The organism is Amphibacillus indicireducens (assembly GCF_039539605.1).
Taxonomy (GTDB): Bacteria; Bacillota; Bacilli; order Bacillales; family Amphibacillaceae; genus Amphibacillus; species Amphibacillus indicireducens.
This window is the reverse complement of the sequence record NZ_BAABDL010000127.1, coordinates 1-18,544: the sequence shown is the minus strand read 5'-3', so window position 1 is coordinate 18,544 and position 18,544 is coordinate 1. Positions and strand designations below refer to the sequence as shown.

At 36.8% G+C, this 18,544-nt stretch carries 15 protein-coding genes; 3 read left to right on the top strand and 12 right to left on the bottom strand.

Going from position 1 to position 18,544, the window contains the following annotated elements; translation table 11 throughout:
* Positions 1-772: 772 nt before the first annotated feature.
* The 3 genes from icd to ABD814_RS11780 form a co-directional block, all read right to left on the bottom strand.
* Positions 773-2,044 (bottom strand): NADP-dependent isocitrate dehydrogenase, encoded by a 1,272-nt coding sequence (icd, locus tag ABD814_RS11790; RefSeq protein ID WP_344913396.1) that lies wholly within the window; start codon positions 2,042-2,044, stop codon positions 773-775.
* A gap of 56 nt (positions 2,045-2,100) precedes the next feature.
* Complete coding sequence (locus ABD814_RS11785; RefSeq protein ID WP_344913394.1) at positions 2,101-3,216, bottom strand: citrate/2-methylcitrate synthase; 1,116 nt, start codon at positions 3,214-3,216, stop codon at positions 2,101-2,103.
* Between the two features lie 118 nt (positions 3,217-3,334).
* A complete protein-coding gene (locus ABD814_RS11780; RefSeq protein WP_344913392.1) occupies positions 3,335-3,802 on the bottom strand; it encodes a DUF441 domain-containing protein in 468 nt (155 codons plus the stop codon).
* A 136-nt stretch (positions 3,803-3,938) separates the two neighbouring features.
* On the opposite strand from ABD814_RS11780, the gene ABD814_RS11775 reads away from it, so the two are divergent.
* The gene (locus ABD814_RS11775) at positions 3,939-5,063 is read left to right on the top strand and encodes an AI-2E family transporter (RefSeq protein ID WP_344913390.1); all 1,125 of its coding nucleotides are present in this window, start codon (positions 3,939-3,941) and stop codon (positions 5,061-5,063) included.
* Here the strand turns inward: ABD814_RS11775 and ABD814_RS11770 are convergent.
* From ABD814_RS11770 to dnaE, 7 genes are all read right to left on the bottom strand, one after another.
* Positions 5,060-5,455, bottom strand: coding sequence for an FxsA family protein (locus ABD814_RS11770; protein WP_344913388.1), 396 nt, complete (start codon positions 5,453-5,455; stop codon positions 5,060-5,062). The genes ABD814_RS11775 and ABD814_RS11770 overlap by 4 nt on opposite strands.
* A gap of 87 nt (positions 5,456-5,542) precedes the next feature.
* The gene (pyk, locus tag ABD814_RS11765) at positions 5,543-7,306 is read right to left on the bottom strand and encodes a pyruvate kinase (RefSeq protein WP_344913387.1); all 1,764 of its coding nucleotides are present in this window, start codon (positions 7,304-7,306) and stop codon (positions 5,543-5,545) included.
* A gap of 53 nt (positions 7,307-7,359) precedes the next feature.
* On the bottom strand, positions 7,360-8,319 hold the full coding sequence (pfkA, locus tag ABD814_RS11760) for a 6-phosphofructokinase (protein WP_344913385.1): 960 nt from the start codon (positions 8,317-8,319) through the stop codon (positions 7,360-7,362).
* A 195-nt stretch (positions 8,320-8,514) separates the two neighbouring features.
* Entirely contained in the window at positions 8,515-9,468 is a 954-nt protein-coding gene (locus ABD814_RS11755) for an acetyl-CoA carboxylase carboxyltransferase subunit alpha (RefSeq protein ID WP_344913383.1), read from the bottom strand.
* Positions 9,465-10,328 carry an acetyl-CoA carboxylase, carboxyltransferase subunit beta gene (gene accD, locus ABD814_RS11750; RefSeq protein WP_344913381.1) on the bottom strand — a complete coding sequence of 288 codons (864 nt, stop codon included), beginning with the start codon at positions 10,326-10,328 and terminating at the stop codon, positions 9,465-9,467. Before accD ends, ABD814_RS11755 begins: the two co-directional genes overlap by 4 nt.
* Positions 10,329-10,383: 55 nt before the next feature.
* Positions 10,384-11,535: an NAD(P)-dependent malic enzyme gene (locus tag ABD814_RS11745; RefSeq protein WP_344913398.1), complete on the bottom strand. Its 1,152-nt coding sequence runs from the start codon at positions 11,533-11,535 to the stop codon at positions 10,384-10,386.
* Between the two features lie 263 nt (positions 11,536-11,798).
* The gene (gene dnaE, locus ABD814_RS11740) at positions 11,799-15,107 is read right to left on the bottom strand and encodes a DNA polymerase III subunit alpha (protein ID WP_344913379.1); all 3,309 of its coding nucleotides are present in this window, start codon (positions 15,105-15,107) and stop codon (positions 11,799-11,801) included.
* Between the two features lie 810 nt (positions 15,108-15,917).
* Between dnaE and ytrH the strand changes: the two genes are divergently transcribed.
* Together ytrH and ytrI are read left to right on the top strand one after the other, a co-directional pair.
* Positions 15,918-16,250, top strand: coding sequence for a sporulation membrane protein YtrH (ytrH, locus tag ABD814_RS11735; RefSeq protein ID WP_344913377.1), 333 nt, complete (start codon positions 15,918-15,920; stop codon positions 16,248-16,250).
* Complete coding sequence (ytrI, locus tag ABD814_RS11730) at positions 16,250-16,747, top strand: sporulation membrane protein YtrI (RefSeq protein ID WP_344913375.1); 498 nt, start codon at positions 16,250-16,252, stop codon at positions 16,745-16,747. Before ytrH ends, ytrI begins: the two co-directional genes overlap by 1 nt.
* Before the next feature lie 53 nt (positions 16,748-16,800).
* Here ytrI and ABD814_RS11725 read toward each other — a convergent pair whose 3' ends face one another.
* Both ABD814_RS11725 and ABD814_RS11720 read right to left on the bottom strand, forming a co-directional pair.
* Positions 16,801-17,745, bottom strand: a complete 945-nt coding sequence (locus ABD814_RS11725; protein WP_344913373.1) for a DHH family phosphoesterase — start codon at positions 17,743-17,745, stop codon at positions 16,801-16,803.
* 19 nt (positions 17,746-17,764) lie between these two features.
* Positions 17,765-18,451, bottom strand: coding sequence for a CBS domain-containing protein (locus ABD814_RS11720; protein ID WP_344913370.1), 687 nt, complete (start codon positions 18,449-18,451; stop codon positions 17,765-17,767).
* Positions 18,452-18,544 lie beyond the last annotated feature (93 nt).

Here is an 18,544-nt window from a genome sequence, read left to right as displayed (position 1 = left end):
GATCAAAAAACATATTGTATTTTGAATTCATCCTCCAATTCAGTATCTTTTCATAGAACTTTTTACACTACCGTCTTTACATTAATCATACAACTTTACTATGAAATTGTGAATCATAAAGCTTCCGTAAATATGTAAAATATTATTTACAATGTTAATTTACAGTAAATTTTAATTAATCTCATAATTACTTAATTCAATTTAGAACATGAATGATGGAGCTAGAGGTAGCACGGTGATTTCCACTCTAGGCGGACGCTTTCCGTGGGATCGGCCTCAGCTAATTGATAAAAGCTTTTCAAGCTTTTATCACTGGATCTTCGGACACGATTTTTCCCACAGGAGTCGCCGCCTGCCGTTCCAATCACTAGACAGATATTCTATACTTATACAGTAACTAAACTTTATACCTAATAAAAAAACGAATAATATTTATGTAACTAAATATCATCCGTTTATACTCATTAATCGATTGCTTAATTGCCAAAGCCAATGCTTACTCCCAAACAATAACTCTAAATAATATACAGTTTTGTTACAAGTACATTATCTAGGTGTTTGAGTGGAAGGCGGTGACTCCAGCGGGAATAGGACAAGGAATGCTTCGGCAACGATACATCGCACGAAGGAAATTGTTCTTTATTTCCGCGGATGAGCCGAAGATCCATCCCCGCGACAAGCATCCGCCTGCAGTGAAATCACCGATATGAACCTGAAATATTACTCAAAATAGTCACCTGAATCAGTAATAATGAGTTTGAATGTCGTTAAATTATCCCATATTCTTAATTAATTCATCAGCGAATTCTGATGTTTTAACTTCTTTAGCATCATCCATTAGACGAGCGAAGTCATATGTGACGACTTTTGAACTGATCGTCTGATTCATTGAATCGGTAATCAATTTAGCCGCTTCGTTCCAGCCTAAGTGCTCTAACATTAATACACCAGACAAAATAACAGACGATGGATTCACTTTATCAAGACCTGCATATTTAGGTGCTGTACCATGTGTTGCTTCAAAAATAGCATGTCCAGTTTCATAGTTAATATTCGCACCAGGTGCAATCCCAATTCCACCAACTTGAGCAGCCAATGCATCAGAAATATAATCACCATTTAAGTTCATTGTTGCAACAACATCAAACTCTTTCGGACGTGTTAGAATTTGTTGTAAGAAAATATCTGCGATCACATCTTTAATAATAATCTTACCTGCCGCTTCAGCTTCAGCTTGTGCTTTATTTGCAGCATCTCGACCATCTTGTTCTGCAATCTGATCATATTCAGCCCACGTAAATACTTTATCACCGTATTCCTTCTCGGCTAATTCATAACCCCAATTTTTAAAAGCGCCTTCTGTAAACTTCATAATGTTCCCTTTATGAACAAGTGTCACACTTTTTCTACCTTCTTTAATCGCATAATCAATTGCTGCTCGAACGAGACGATGTGTCCCCTCTTCTGAAATTGGCTTTATACCTATTCCTGATGTTTCAGGGAAACGAATATTAGTCACACCTAATTCATTTTTCAGGAAGTCAATCAGACGCTTAGCTTCAGCCGTTCCTTTTTCCCATTCAATACCCGCATAAATATCTTCTGTATTCTCGCGGAAGATCGCCATATCAGTATCCTCAGGACGCTTGACAGGTGAAGGAACACCATCAAAATAACGAACTGGGCGCAGGCAAGTAAATAAATCAAGTTTTTGTCTTAGAGCAACGTTTAATGACCGGAATCCCCCACCAATTGGTGTTGTTAGTGGACCTTTAATGGCAATTTTATAGTCGCGAATCGTATCAAGCGTTTCTTCTGGTAACCATTCGCCAGTTGTTTCAAAAGCTTTCTCACCAGCTAAAACTTCTTTCCAAACGATACTTTTCTTGCCTTGATAAGCTTTTTCCACAGCGGCTTCCAATACACGACTAGATGCTGCCCATATATCTGGACCAGTCCCGTCTCCTTCAATAAATGGAATTGTTACGTGATCTGGTGTCTTTAATACACCGTTTTCTACAACTACTTTTTCTCCTTGTACCATAAAAATACCTCCTAATAATCTATTAATTTATCATTTTTAGTTTACTAACTCTTTGACTAGCGCTCTGATAATGGAATGAAGTCTAATTTTTTCGGTCCAACATAATTTGAGCGTGGGCGAATTAAACGATTGTTATCATATTGCTCAAGCATATGAGCAACCCAACCAGATGTTCGACTCATAGCGAAAATCGGTGTAAATAAATCATGATCAATTCCCATAGAATGATAGGTTGATGCTGAATAAAAATCAACGTTAGCTGGTAAACCTTTTTCATTTTTAATATAATCTTCAATAATTTCAGAGATTTGATACCACTTTTCTTGACCAGCTTTTTTCGTCAATTGTCTCGACATTTCTTTTAAAAATTTCGCACGAGGGTCACCTTCTTTATAAACACGGTGTCCCATTCCCATTATTTTTTCCTTATTAGCCATCTTTTCCTTTATGTATGGAATGGCACGATCAACTTCCCCAATTTCCATCAACATTTTGATTACTTCTTCATTTGCACCACCGTGAAGTTCTCCTTTTAACGCACTAATTGCCGCAGTTAGACCAGAATATAAGTCTGATAGAGTAGCAACACATACACGTGCTGTAAAAGTTGATGCATTTAGTTCATGATCAGCATGCAAAATGAGGGCCTGATCAAATGCTTTCGCTTCGAGTGGATCAACAGGGTCACCTTTTAATAAATATAAAAAGTTTTCAGCATAACTATATTCTCTTTTCGGTTGAAGCACTTCCTTACCTTGACGAATGCGTGCGATCGTCGTAATCACAATTAGGATCCGGGCTTGTAATCGAACCGCTTTTTCCATTTTTGCTTCTTCATGTGTGAGCGAGTCCTCAGGATCATAGGCACCCAATAAAGAAATTATCGAACGTAATGCTGACATTGGATGAATTTTATTAAAATCCATATAGTCGATATGTGGGTAGATTTCCTCCGGTAGTTCCATCGCTTCGAATAAATTATCTTTAAATTCTGTTAATTCCGCTTGAGTTGGTAGGCGTTTATACCAAAGCAAGTAGATAACTTCTTCAAATGTCGCTGACTCAACTAGATCGTCAATCGCGTAGCCAACATAAGAAAGTTGCGTACCAACGATTGAAGTGATGTTTGAGTCTGTTAGAACAACACCTTCTAAACCTTTTGTTTTTATCATAGAACTTCCTCCTTTTCCTATAAAATTAAAAGGCAATTTCTTTACTTGCGGTCGTTGATTTCATATTAGTCTGAATCTTTTGTATTGACTTACAGTTGATTAGAGATGACAAGATTGACTAGTTTACGAATAAAAAGTCAACAATTCGCATAATCATATAAGCTATACCAGCACCAATTAATGGGCCTACCGCTACTCCTTGTAAAAATACAACAGCGATAATAGTTCCCATGACAAGTGCTGTCGTTAAATGAGGGTCATTTGTTAGTAAATCAAGGCCACCTCGTGCAACAATTGCGACAAATAAACCTGATCCTAATGCGATCCAACCATAATAACTTTTTACGCTGTCGACTAATTCTTTAAAACCAATTTCACCTGTTGCGATCGGAACTAAAACCGATATCGTAATGATCGTAATACCAATGGTCATGCCCTTTTGCTGAATGAAAGGAAACAATTTTTCATCAAGCTTTAATAATTGAATGCCTAACAAAATATAGACAGCAATCATGATCGATTGGTTCTTACCGATGTAGGCGAGTGTAAATATTATAATTAGAAAAAGCGTCGATAAGTTAAACATAGCGGTCCCCTCAATTTAAACTTTAGCTAGATAATAAGTATTTTAACATAAATCATAACGTTTAGAAAAATTATCGCATGATCTGTTATATCTTATCATATTTTTAATTATAAACATAGTAACAGACAAGCAGGTGGTGGAACTGACTGGAGATTTTATAGCAATTTGGTTAAGAGTTTTAATTGTCATCTTAATCATTAGTGGAATTGGACTCACCATTTACCTAGTCATCAATTACTTATTTGTATTTGTAATTGTCGTCGGTTTAAGTGCATTGTTACAAAAGCCGATCCAGTTAATCGAGGATAAATTAAAATTGAATCGTACATTGGCTATCATCATTTGTCTGATCACATTATTTTTAATCGTATCAATCAGTCTCAGTCTAGTCTTAATTTATCTCATTGATTTGTTTGACTCAATTATCATTCAATTTCCAGTTTATTTTCAAGTCGTCGTTGAACATATCAAGATCTGGATTGAATATTTCACCGAAAATACGCTCTTGAATGTTGAGTTATTTTTAAACCGATTTGATTATGATCTAGCTGAAAATTTGATCAAGCTGATTGACAACCTCTATCACGTTGTCATAGCAACTAGCCAAAAACTCGCCAATCATTTCATCCCATTTGTAACAGACTTAATCGTTCAAACGGTTGAAATAACGTCTACAACAATTATCGTGACGATTTTGACGATCTTATTATGTAAAGATTGGAAGGCATATCAACAACGGCTGGTCAATTGGTTGCCAAAGAAAATCAGTCAAATCAGTCGACTGTTTTGCCGATATTTCATTAAAATTAGTTGGGGATACATAAAAGCACAACTCATTGTCACTAGCGTAACGATCGTTGTACTCATCATTGGTTTTTATTTTTTAAAAATTGATCGTGCTTTTACGTTAGGCATCGTCGTTGGACTCATTGACTTTATCCCTATAATTGGTGTTGGCTTGTTGCTCTGGCCATGGATTATTTATTGTTTAATCACTCGACAATTTATCATCGCAATTGAACTTTCAATTATTTATCTCATCATTGTCGGTGTCAGACAGTTTCTAGAGCCAAAATTAGTCTCTGAACAAATTGGTATGAACGCATTATTTGTGATCAGTATTGGCTATCTTTGTTTTTTAAGTTTTGGCTTATTCGGTGTCCTATTCACACCAATTATGTTAATTACGATTCAAGCGATCAAGCTTAGCCAGCTTGATCAAATGGTTTATCGTTATATTCGCTTCGGAAGAACACCCTAAAAACGACGATAAATAATGTGATGTTTTTGATTAATCATATTTTGGAAAATTGCTTTTAACCATGTTTTAAAGACCCGTCTTGTCAGCGGTATCAGTAAGATCAAACCAAACAGATCCGTTAAAAATCCAGGCATTAATAAAGCAAGTCCCCCAATTAAAATTGCAAGCCCATCAAAAAAAAGTTCACTTGGAAGTTGTCCATTCTGCATACTGACTTGTGCACGTCGGAGCGCTTCAATGCCTTGTTGTTTGGCCAAAGTTGCCCCAATGAAACCAGTTAAAACAATCATACCGATAATCGACCAACCACTAATGTACGAACTCGCCCAGATGATGATTGATAATTCAATTAAAGGAACGGTAATTAAAATAAATAATAACCACTTAAACATGATAGCACCTCTTCAGAAGTTAAAATTTTAGATAAAAAAAGGGGGAACTTCCCCCTTTTTGATCTACTAATTTTTACGATTCTAATTTTATAAAATACTTGCTCTACCACTGTAAATATCGCCACGTTTAGCATCTACTGTAATTTCTTTACCTTCTTCTAGAACAGTAAGCGCGTTATCAACACCAACGATAACAGGGATTGATAAGTCAAGTCCAACAACTGCCGCGTGTGAAGTTAAGCCACCTTCAACAGTAATAATACCATTTGCTTTTTCTAATGCAGGCATCATGCCTTTATCTGTTGCTTGTGTGACAAGAATATCACCATAGCTTACTTTTTCATTCGCTTCTGTAGCGTTTTTTGCCACAACTACACGTCCGAATGAACTGCCTTTACCTACGCCTTGACCTTTAGTTAAGACATCACCAATGATGTGAACTTTCATCATGTTTGTTGTACCGCTCTCACCAACAGGTACACCTGCAGTAATTACAACACGGTCACCACGCTTTAATAGGTTTGTTTCTAAACCACGATCAATTGCAACATTTAGTACTTTATCTGTTGTATAAGCAACGTCACCAACAATCGTGTGAACACCCCATACTAATGATAAACCACGACTTACTCTTTCATCAAAAGTAACGGCAATAATTGGTGCTTTTGGTCGATATTTCGAAATGACACGAGCTGTATGACCACTCACTGTTGGCGCTAAGATTGCATTAACATCTAAATTCATAGCAGTGTGATTTACAGATTGGCTAATCGCATCTGTCATTGTAATGTCGCTTGATTTCGAACGCTTATCAAGAATTGCTTTATGGTCTAAATTAGCTTCAGTTTTAATTGCAATATTATGCATTGTTTGAACTGCTTGAACTGGGTAATCACCTGCAGCGGTTTCACCAGACAACATAATCGCGTCTGTTCCGTCAAAAATTGCGTTTGCGACGTCTGAAGCTTCTGCACGAGTAGGTCTTGGGTTGCGTTCCATTGAGTCTAACATTTGTGTTGCTGTAATAACTGGTTTACCAGCTAGATTACATTTTTGGATCATTGATTTTTGAACAACTGGTACATCTTCAGGTGGAATTTCAACACCTAAGTCTCCACGTGCTACCATAATACCATCTGATACCTGAAGGATCGCATCTAGGTTATCGACACCTTCTTGGTTTTCAATTTTAGAGATAATTTGAATATCTTTACCACCATTTTTATCAAGGTGCTCACGAATAGATAAAACGTCAGCTGCACGTCGAATAAATGATGCAGCGATATAGTCTACGCCTTGCTCAATACCAAATAGAATATCTTGAGCATCTTTTTCAGTCATCCCTGGTAAGTTAACACTTACATTTGGCACGTTGACTCCTTTTTTATCTTTTAATACACCTGAGTTAAGTGCTTTTGTTTGGAGTTCATTTTTATCTTTTAAAATGTCTGTAACTTCTAGTTCAACTAAACCATCATCTAAAAGAATCTTTGAGCCTACGTGAACATCGTTAATTAAATTCGGATAAGTAATCGCAAAACACTCTTTAGTTCCTTTTACAGTCTCATCCATTGAAATATTAATTGTTTGACCTTTAACAATATCTACCTTACCTTCAGCCATTGTTCCAGTACGGATTTCAGGGCCTTTAGTATCTAGAAGAATCGCTACTGTTTTACCTAATTTCTTTGAAGCTTCGCGAATATTTTTAATTCGATTACCATGCTCTTCAAAATCCCCGTGTGAAAAATTCAGACGCGAAACGTTCATACCCGCCGCAATTAATTCTGTTGTTTTTTCAATTGATTCTGAAACTGGTCCTATCGTACATACGATCTTTGTTTTTCTCATTATTTCATTTCCTCCTTCATATTTATAAAAACACTATAATATCTATTGTAATTTTAGATAGATAGTTCCCCCATTAGTTTATATAAACTCATATCTAGGTTGTGCGGCTTACTAAGAATATCCGCAATTTTGTGCTGAGTAAGCTGGTTAGCCTCAATGCCGACCATCATACCTTCTTCACCATTAAGCAATAAATCGATCGCCTTTGCTCCGAGACGACTCGCTAAAACACGATCTGAACCAGTCGGCTGACCACCTCGTTGGATGTGTCCCAATACAGTTACACGTGTTTCTTGACCAGCTGTTTCTTCAATCCGTTTACCTAGCTCAATTCCACTTCCAACACCTTCAGCCAAAATAATGATACTATGCTTTTTCCCACGTGCTCGTCCTCTTTTTAAACGCTCAATCACATTTTCAAAAGGTTCATCACGCTCAGGAATAATCACACTTTCAGCACCGTTTGCTAGTCCTGACCAAAGTGCTAAATCCCCTGCATCCCTGCCCATAACCTCAATCACATATGTACGCTCATGAGAAGTTGCTGTATCTCTTATTTTATCGGCAGCCTCTACAATTGTGTTTAATGCTGTATCAAAACCAACTGTAAAGTCAGTGCCAGGAATATCATTATCAATTGTACACGGAATTCCAACACAAGGAAAGCCTTTCTCTGTTAATTTCAACGCACCTGTAAACGATCCATCACCACCAAGAACAATCAATCCTTCAATACCTAGTTTTTTCAATTGTTTGATTGCAAGTTCTTGACCTTGATCCGTTTTAAATTCTTCGGAACGAGCAGAAAAAAGAATGGTTCCACCTCGTTGGATAATATCACCAACCGATCCTAATTCCATCTTCTCAATTTTACCGTCCATCAAGCCCTGAAATCCGTTAGAAACTCCGTATATTTCAAGTCCTTGATAGATCCCTTTTCTAACAACAGCTCGAATCGCTGCATTCATGCCTGGAGCATCTCCGCCACTTGTTAAAACGGCTATCTTCTTCATTTAATCACCTCAATCTAAAATCTACACTCTATAAGCTTAACATAAACATGTAGATATATCCTAATATCACGCCCATTAAGATTATACATTAAAGTTAACAAAATCTCACCCCTAAATATACACTTTTAGGGGTGAAATTTAAATCATTTGACTAACAATATTTATTGTTTTATCGAGTGACACATATTACGTGACTTAATTTTGAAATTCTCCAATTTTCTTGTACTTTTCCCAACGCCGGTCGATCAGTTCTTCGACCGGGAGGCTCTGTAAATATTTAATCGACTTTTTAATATGAACATCTAAGTACGCTGCTTGCATTTGAAAATCTCGATGGGCGCCACCTTTTGGCTCAGGAATAATATCATCAATAATATCAAGTTGCTTTAAATCTTGAGCATTCAATTTTAACGATTGAGCTGCCTCTTTTGCTTTTGTCGCATCTTTCCATAGAATACTGGCTGCTCCCTCTGGAGAAATGACTGAGTAAATTGAGTTTTCTAACATATAGATTTGATCTGTCAAACCAATGCCCAACGCACCACCACTTCCACCTTCACCAATCACGATTGATAAGCTAGGTACTCGAAGTTGTGCCATTTCCTTTAAGTTACGAGCAATCGCCTCACCTTGGCCTCTTTCTTCTGCCCCTTTACCTGGATGAGCACCTTTTGTATCAATAAATGAAATAATCGGTCGATTAAATTTTTCAGCTAACTTCATTTGACGAAGTGCTTTACGATAGCCTTCTGGATGAGCACTAGCAAAATTACGATAAATATTTTCTTTTGTATTCTTCCCACGCTGCTGAGCAATCACTGTTACTGGCTGACCTTTATAGCTAGCAATTCCAGTTATAATTGCCGGATCATCTCGAAATAATCGATCACCATGGAGTTCAATAAAGTCAGTGAACAAATGATCAATATAATCTAATGCCGTTGGTCGCTCTGGATGTCTGGCGATTTGAACACGATCCCAAGCAGATAGATGTTGATAAATATTTTCTTCTAAATTGACAAGTCTTGTTTCTAGCCGATGAATATCTTCAGCTAAATCAAGTTCACTTTCATCTGCCATCTGTTTCAACTCAGTAATTTTATCTTTTAATTCAAAAATTGGTTTTTCAAAATCTAAGAATTGTTTCATAAATGATCACTCCCTACGGTATGGAGGTCTAATACGGTTGTTAACAATTGTTTTAGTGCAGAACGTTTGACAATTCGATCAATTTGACCTTGTTCCAATTGAAATTCAGCAGTTTGAAAATCATCCGGTAATTTCTCGCGAATCGTCTGTTCAATAATTCTTCGACCCGCAAACCCAATCAATGCATTAGGCTCTGCAAAATGATAATCACCAATCGAAGCAAAGCTTGCCGTCACTCCACCGGTCGTTGGATTTGTCATCACAACAATCAAACAACCACCCGCTTGATCAAAACGGTCAACAGCCATTGCTGTTTTGGCCATCTGCATTAGACTGATCATACCTTCTTGCATTCGTGCCCCACCTGATGCTGTAAAAATGATAACCGGCAACTGACTGTCCTTTGCCCTTTCCAAAGCACGGGCAATTTTTTCACCAACAACACCGCCCATACTAGCCATCCGGAAAAATGGGTCCATCACGACTAGCACAACATCCGTTTTATTTATTTTTCCTCTTCCAGTAATAATTGCATCATTCAAACCCGTTTTTTCTTGATCTCGAGTTAATTTTTGCTCATATTCTGGAAAGTTTAATGGATTCGTTGTTTTGAGCTCAGCATCCCACTCTTGAAAACTTCCCTCATCGATTAAACTTGCGATTCTTTCTTTCGCGGTCATCTTATGGTGTGTTCCACAGGATGGACAAACGTGAAGGTTATTTTTCCATTCTTTTTCATAAAAAATTTTTGAACATTGTTGGCACTTCTCAACTAGCCCTTCAGGGATATCTTGCTTGGCTTTTTCAGTTGGAAGAGCTGCATATTTTCGTTTTTTCTTAAAAATACGTTTTAACGGCATCCTGAGTCCCTCCTAAATAAGAGATTTAAAGCTTAAATTAAACGTATCAGGTCAATTAATTTCTTGAAGCGACACCTGATTCCTGGGCAGCTTTAGCAACAGCTTGACCGACAGCCTGCGCCACACGTGGATCAAATGGATCTGGAATAATATATGTTTCGGATAAGTCCTCTTTGTCGATTAATTCTGCAATCGCATGAACGGCTGCAATTTTCATCGGTTCATTAATCTCTGATGCCATCACAGTTAATGCTCCCTTAAAAATACCAGGGAATGCTAACACGTTATTGACCTGGTTTGGATAATCTGATCGACCAGTTCCGACAACTCTTGCTCCAGCTGCAAGCGCATCTTCTGGCATAATTTCTGGATTTGGGTTAGCCATCGCAAAGATAATTGGATCACGATTCATCGAACGAACCATGTCTTGATCAACTAAGTTGGCCAAAGAGACACCGATAAATACATCAGCGTTTTTCATCACTGCTTTTAAATCTCCAGTCTCTTTCTGATCATTTGTTTCTTTAGCGATCGTCTGTTTAATTGGGTTCATCCCCTGCTCGCGTCCTCTATAAATCGCACCTTGTGAATCACAAATAACAATTTGCTTGACTCCAAACTGATTGAGTAATCGAACGATCGCGATTCCAGCTGCGCCTGCACCATTGACAACTACTTTAATTTCAGACATCTGCTTATCAACGAGTTTAAGTGCGTTAACTAAGCCAGCCACTGTCACAATCGCCGTTCCATGTTGATCATCATGAAAAACAGGAATATCTAATAATTGTTTTAACTTTTCTTCAACGTAAAAACAATCAGGCGCTGCAATATCTTCAAGATTAATACCGCCAAAGTTCGGTGCGAGCATTTGAACAGTGTCAATCAATTGATCTGGATCTGTTGTATCAAGGCAAATTGGAAATGCATCAACATCAGCAAAATTTTTAAATAAGACTGCTTTACCTTCCATAACAGGAAGTGCGGCTTGTGCACCAATGTTTCCTAGTCCTAGTACAGCCGTACCATTTGATATGACGCCAACCATTTGGCTTTTCATTGTGTACAAATAGGCTTTTTCTTTGTCTTGACTAATTTCTAAGCAAGGTTCTGCGACACCCGGTGAATAGGCTAGGCTGAGTTCCTCTGCATTTGTGACTTTGACTTTTGATTTGACTGAGATTTTACCTTTGCTATCTCGATGCATCTTTAATGCATTTTCTTTTAAACTTGACAATCTAAACCGCACCCTTCATTTGTTTGAATTGAAAATCTGATCTCTTTTACGAAGTAGCTTCTCTATTATACCAAATTAGTACCTGGTGTAAATAACAACAGCTTATTATTAGAAAAAACAGTTTATTTTAGCTGATCATCCATGATTTCCACTTTTGTTGGAAATCATGGGTTTTATCCAAATCTATCATTCGTGTTTTAACACGTATAAGTCGCTATGAGTCGAACTCATCGCTATTTCAATACAACATTAGGATCACCGAGTTGTTTTTTTAGGGTATGAAGCACTTGGTAATTGCTCATAATTGAATAGGTTTCAGCCAGTTGGAATGTTTTGTTTTGATCTTTTTGATGAATGATGATTGGAATTCCACCTGGGTTTTGATTCGCTAATTTTTTCAACAAATTTATTGTTGCCTGAAGCTCTGAACGATCTACCACTTGAATGAACAACCGTTGTGAAAGTTTAGACATTGAATCAATTGCCGATAAATCTAATGGTTCAATCTGTTCTACGATTATCTGTTCCTTGCCATTTCGTAGTTCTTTCTTTCCTTTCACTAAACAAAACATTTGTTCATTTAAGGTCAATTTCACCTCTCGATATAAATCAGGAAAAATAACCCCATCAACTTCTAACTTTTCATCACTAAACTCAATGAAAGCCATCGAGTCACCACGTTTCGTTCTAATTTGCTTAATTTTTTGAATCACAGTTGCGAACGAAATATTTTTCACTTGCCGATTTTGGTAAAAGTAAGCCCAATCCATAATACCATTTGCTCTCAATTTACGACGATTCACTTCGAGTGGATGGTCAGAAACATATAGACCGAGCAATTCTTTTTCAAAACTCAATTTTTCTAACAAATCAAATGGCTCAACTTCTTGATAACGATCATCTAAGTTGATTAAATGACCAAAAAAAGATTCCTGATCATCCATCCCACCAAATAATTCACCTTGTTCAATCGCTTGGTCAACAGATGCAAGCAATGAAGCTCTTTCAACACCAAATTCATCAAATGCACCTGCTAATATCAATGTTTCGATCGATCCTCGGTTAACGATTTTAAGATTAATGCGCATACAAAAATCAAATAAACTTTTAAAGTTAGCCTTTTTCCTAACTTGAATAATTTCATTAACAATTGGGTAACTCAATCGTTTAATCGATGATAACCCCATTCTTATCTGACCATTTTCTGGTTGATAATAATAATGGCTTTTATTGATCGTCGGGGCAAGTAACGTTAGATTATTTTGTTGCGCTTCTTTAATATAGTTAGCTGTTTTCGTCTGTTCACCAATAACCGTATTTAATAACTCGACAATAAAGTAAACGGGATAATTCGCTTTAAAATAAGCTAAATAATATGCAATCATACTATAGGCAACCGCATGACTCCGATTAAATCCGTAGTTCGCAAATCGAACAATCCATGAAAATAATTCGTCAGCAATCTTTTGTGAATAGCCTTTGTTTAAACAACCATCAATAAATTGCTGCTTTAAATCTTCCAGCTCGCTGCGATCTTTCTTGCTAACTGCTCTTCGTAAAATATCAGCTTTACCTAGACTTAATCCAGCAAAACGATGGGCTAACTGAATAATTTGCTCTTGATAAATTAAGACACCATATGTTGATTCGAGGATTGGTTTTAAGTCAGGATGCAGATAACTCACTTTTTCTCGGTTGTTTTTTCGGTTAATATACGTATCGATAAAATCCATCGGTCCCGGACGATAAAGGGCGTTAACAGCGACTACATCCTCAAAGTGCGTAGGTTTTAAGCGCGTTAACACATTTTTCATCCCTTGTGATTCAAATTGAAAAATCCCGTTTGTTTTGCCTGTTTGAAAAATCGTATACGTTGCAGAATCATCTAATGGAATCTGTTCTAAATCAAGATCATTTCCTTCATAACGGGCAATCATCTTCATAATCCGTTCAATTGTCGTTAAATTACGCAATCCTAGAAAGTCCATTTTTAATAAACCAATTCGTTCTACATCATCCATTGCGAATTGAGTCAATTTATTGCCCGAACCGTCCGTAATTAAGGGCACAAATTCAACCAGCGGATGATCATGGATAATAACACCAGCTGCATGAGTCGACATATTCCTAGGTAAATCTTCAATCACGCTAGCCACTTTGAAAAAATCCTTCAAGTAAGGATTGTGATTAATATAATCTAATAATGATTGCGATTGTTTAATTGTTTTTCCAACTGATTGTGCACCTTGTCCCGGGATCTCATTTAAGATAAACGTTAAATCCTCATTTGCTAAATCAAAAGCTTTAGCCAATTCACGAATCGTTGAGCGTGTTTTGAATGAACCAAAAGTACCGATCTGAGCGACAGAATCATAACCATACTTTCCCTTGACATATTCAATGACTTCATTTCTCCGATAATCTGAAAAATCGATGTCAATATCCGGCATCGAGATCCGTTCTGGATTTAAAAACCGTTCAAATAATAAATTGTATTGAATCGGATCGATATTTGTAATCTCTAATAAATAGGCAACTAAGGAACCCGCTGCAGAACCACGTCCTGGACCAACTAAAATACCTTCAGTTTTAGCAAAACGAACAAAATCCCATACAATTAAAAAATAATCACTAAAGTCCATGCTTTCAATGACTGAGAGTTCATAATCTAATCGCGCTTGAGCTGCTTCTTGTTTGTCCGTAGAATATTTTTCAATTAACATTTGCTCGCATCGTTCACGTAAATAAACATGGGCTGTTTTATCTTCTGGCACTGGATACTTTGGTAAGTGTTGTTGGTCAAAATCAAAACTAACTTGACATTGATCAGCAATTTCTTGCGTCTTTTCAATAAGCTTTAACTGATCTTGAAAATATGCATTCGCTTCAGTCTGAGTAAAAAAATGTTGATATCGTTGAGTATCTTGAATAACGAGTTTTACTTTTTGATCCATTGCCCGTAAGTATCGATAGGCTTGTTGATCTGTTTTTTCCACATATCGTACGTCACCTAATGCAACAAGGTCGACACCTAGTTGGCTTGCTGCCCCAATCAAGTCAAGTTCAAACCGGTTAATGCCAATCAACGGTTGTTCCGGCCAAATTTGTAAAAATGCTCGTATCATTTCTGGATCATTTTCATTGAAAAAATCTCTTAATTGAGTTGTTTCAATCGGTAAGATCAAAATACATTCTTTTAACTGTTTAGTAAACTCAGTCAGTTGAATTTGCTTTTCTTCTGCTGTTTGGATCATTGAGCTAATTTTTAATAATGACTGATAACCTTGATTATTTTTAGCTAGAACAAGTACGTTGTTAATTTTTCCGTTTACTTCAACAGTCGTTTCCATCCCAATGATTGGTTGAATCTCTTCTTGTTTACATGATCGATAAAATTCAATCGCACCATGAAGAACATTGTGGTCGGTTAAAGCAATCGCTGCCATCCCATCTTGTTTAGCTTTTTTAACAAGTTGATTGATTTTAACGGTACTACGCATAAATGTATAACCACTTCTCACTTGCAAATGAACAAACGACATTTAAACGACCTCACTTTCAAAAGAATGAATTGCTTCTATTATAGCTGAAAAATTTGTGATTTGAAAAATAAAACATAGTCGAGCATCTTTTAACATAGATTAGAACAAACGAAATCAATTGATTCAGACTAACATTGCTTTCAATAAAGTGTTTAAATTTCAAATCAAGTCTATTTGATTAAATCAATTTTACAATTCCCTAATTGAGAGTAAAATACGAATAATTTTGTTAGTACTAGACCCGTGATTTTCACTCTAGGCGGACGCTTTCCGCGGGCCCGGCCTCAACTTTTATTGCTCCACTACCGTGTCGCAATAAGGATTTTCGGACTCGTGCTTTTCCCGCTGGAGTCGCCGCCCACCGTTCCAATCACTTGATTTTACTTTCTTATTTACGTATGGTCTTTATTATCTTGCTTGTAAAGATTCGTGTTTTGATTATGATTTTGTACTATGAAAATTGACACAATTTATTTTCTTTACATTTTCCAACTAAATAAACTTATTAGTTAAAGTAACAACAGCAACTCTAAGTGGAGATAAGCAATAGGTGAGACTTCTGCGGGAATAGGATGAGCTGAAGATCCACTTTTGTAGCGGTTCTTGCTACAAAAGTTAGCTGAAGCCATCCCCGCGAAAAGCGAACCTGTTGCTTTTCGGAACGAATTAACGCTCAAACTAAGGATCTGTGATTAAATTTTCCGTGTGTACAAGTAAAGTCAATGTGGACAATGAGTAGCTCACCATACCAAGGTTTACTTACGCATTTTGATCTGCGAAAGTTGAGTATTTAAATAAAGGAGAAAAATGATGGAGGAACGTTTTTTTGCGACAATGATTCAGTGTTTTTTTCTTGCCCTTGGCGTGATTATTGGTGGTGCATTTATCGGAAGTATCGGCGCCTTTGCTAGTGGCGAGCCACCATTAACATCAATCGCTAGAATTGCAAAAAGTCTTCGTATTTGGGCGATCGTGGCCGCTATAGGAGGAACCTTTGATGTCATCTCAAATTTTGAACGTGGCATTATGCAAGGCTCAACAATTGATATTGTTAAACAAATTCTAATCATAGTAACAGCCATGGGTGGTGTCCAAGTAGCACTCTTAGTCATTGAATGGTTCACCCAAGAGGAACTAAACTAATGCATCTCTTCCCTTATTATAAAAACAAAAACTGGCAACGCTTTTTTGTCGGCCTTTTTATCGGAGCAATCATCAGTTACTTCGTTTTTATTTACATGTATGGTCAATTGTTGGAAAAACGGATTGAAGAAAATTTACAATTAAGAATTGAAAACCAGGAACTACAACTGAATTATCGAATATTAGAAGAAAATATGTCGGATTTAAATCAAAAATATCAAGAAAAATTACACATTCATTCAGTCGATATCCTAATTACAAATGCAGATGTATTTAAATTAGATCGTTTTAGCCTACACGAACTCACTGAATTAATCAAAAATGAAGTAAATGATATTATCGGAAAAGAAGTGACAACATTAACAGAACACTATCCATTATTAATCCGAACCATTGAAAACAAAACCTATAAAATCGATGACTTTACCTATCGCGCAAAAATTAAGCATCTCTTTATTAATGAGCAGAGTCAAATACACATTGAGCTTGATTTTTAACAATAGTAAGTGAAAGACTCGGACACATTTAATAATCCGAGTCTTACATCATCCTACTTGCAGGCTGCTTTTAATGCTTCTATTAGCCGATCTGCCTCTGCCCAACTATAAACGGTAGCACCTGAAGCAAACGGATGGCCACCACCATTGAACTGTTCAGCAACATGGTTAATTTTTGTCTTTTTCGACCGAATTCGAACCCGAATCTGATCATCTTCTTCAACAAACATCGCCCAACAATCGATCCCTTTTATTCCCCCATAAACTTGAACGAGTGCACTCGATTGATCTGCAGTTACTTGATATTTTTCTAAAATATCTTTAGTTAACTTAATTCCGACGACACCTAGATCATCAATTGACAATTGATCGAGTAACCAGCCTTTTAATTTGGCTAATCCAGGCTTAATTTCATATAAATTTTCATAAATCTCCGAGCGATTAAATGGATGCTTCACTAGCTCTGAAGCAATTTCAAATGTTCTTGGTGTTGTGCTCTGGAATAAAAATCGTCCCGTATCACCAATGATCCCTGCATAAAGTAATCGTGCTACATCTGTCGTCATTTTTAAGTTTTGTTGGTCACTCGATGTGATCAAATTATAAATCATTTCAGAAGTTGAACTTGCCTCCGTATCAACCCAGTTTAAATCACCATATTGATCAACGATTGGATGGTGATCAATTTTAATTCGTTCTTTTGCTAAAGGATAACGCTGATCGTCAATTCGAGGATGATTTGCCGTATCACAAATAATGACTAATGCATCTTGATACATTTGGTCAGTGATCTCATCCATCGTCACTAAATAAGTTAATGTCTCATCATTTTCACCAACACAGTAGACTTCCTTGTTGGGGAAGTTTTCTTTAATCCATGTTGCTAATCCAACTTGTGAACCGACAGCGTCTAGATCTGGACGGACATGACGGTGAATAATAATTCGATTATATTCCATGATTTTTTCTCGGATTTGAGCTAATATTTCTTTTTGCATAAAAAGACCTTCCCTTCTCTTAGTAGCGTTCGATTAATTGACCAATCAAGACAGCTTTACCAACGATGTCTTTCTCGTGATAAAGTTCAATATCTATTTTGACAGATTTTCGCCCAATTTCTAAAATTTTCGGGACAATTTCAACAATACTTTCAATCTGCACTGGTCGAATAAAATAGACCGAGATATTTTCAGCAACTAAATCACCCTTTTTCATTTGTGTAATTAATCGACTAGATACTTCAGTTACAAATGAAACAAATACACCGTTAGATAAGGTGCCGAGTGAGTTCGTCATTTGTGGTGTAATTTTTGTTTTATATGTTATTGATGAACCATCTTGTTGCATCGATAGACCACTTGTGGCAATATCATCAATTGTTTCACCGACTTGCGGTTGCCGTTGAACGTGTTGAAGTGCTTTTAAGACGTCTTGTCTTGAGATCAAACCAATCAATTGATGGTTTTGTCCGACTACTGGAACTAATTCAATCGCTTCCCAAATCATCATGTGGGCTGCGTAAGCAAGTGATGTTTGTTTAAACACAGTTTTAGGAGTTTTTGTCATGACTTTATCTATCAAAGTGTCTGGGCTTTTACCGATGACATCTTTTGATGTGACAATGCCAACAACACGCTTTTGATCATCAACTACCGGATAGCGGGTATGTGTCGTTGCTTGATTCAATTCGTACCACTTTGCCAACATATCTGTCCGCTTTAAGTAATCCTGCATTATTCATAACTTGATTTTTTATAGGTGATTTGCCCATTAAATTGCCAAAAGTGAATGCCAGTT

Excerpts from the sequence above, each read along its gene's own strand:
- ABD814_RS11755 (WP_344913383.1), bottom strand. The coding sequence starts at position 9,468 with ATGAAACAATTCTTAGATTTTGAAAAACCAATTTTTGAATTAAAAGAT.
- pfkA (WP_344913385.1), bottom strand. The coding sequence starts at position 8,319 with ATGAAGAAGATAGCCGTTTTAACAAGTGGCGGAGATGCTCCAGGCATG.
- ytrI (WP_344913375.1), top strand. The coding sequence starts at position 16,250 with ATGCATCTCTTCCCTTATTATAAAAACAAAAACTGGCAACGCTTTTTT.
- accD (WP_344913381.1), bottom strand. The coding sequence starts at position 10,328 with ATGCCGTTAAAACGTATTTTTAAGAAAAAACGAAAATATGCAGCTCTT.
- ABD814_RS11780 (WP_344913392.1), bottom strand. The coding sequence starts at position 3,802 with ATGTTTAACTTATCGACGCTTTTTCTAATTATAATATTTACACTCGCC.
- ABD814_RS11745 (WP_344913398.1), bottom strand. The coding sequence starts at position 11,535 with ATGCATCGAGATAGCAAAGGTAAAATCTCAGTCAAATCAAAAGTCAAA.
- icd (WP_344913396.1), bottom strand. The coding sequence starts at position 2,044 with ATGGTACAAGGAGAAAAAGTAGTTGTAGAAAACGGTGTATTAAAGACA.
- ABD814_RS11770 (WP_344913388.1), bottom strand. The coding sequence starts at position 5,455 with ATGTTTAAGTGGTTATTATTTATTTTAATTACCGTTCCTTTAATTGAA.
- dnaE (WP_344913379.1), bottom strand. The coding sequence starts at position 15,107 with ATGTCGTTTGTTCATTTGCAAGTGAGAAGTGGTTATACATTTATGCGT.
- ytrH (WP_344913377.1), top strand. The coding sequence starts at position 15,918 with ATGGAGGAACGTTTTTTTGCGACAATGATTCAGTGTTTTTTTCTTGCC.
- ABD814_RS11785 (WP_344913394.1), bottom strand. The coding sequence starts at position 3,216 with ATGATAAAAACAAAAGGTTTAGAAGGTGTTGTTCTAACAGACTCAAAC.
- pyk (WP_344913387.1), bottom strand. The coding sequence starts at position 7,306 with ATGAGAAAAACAAAGATCGTATGTACGATAGGACCAGTTTCAGAATCA.
- ABD814_RS11725 (WP_344913373.1), bottom strand. The coding sequence starts at position 17,745 with ATGCAAAAAGAAATATTAGCTCAAATCCGAGAAAAAATCATGGAATAT.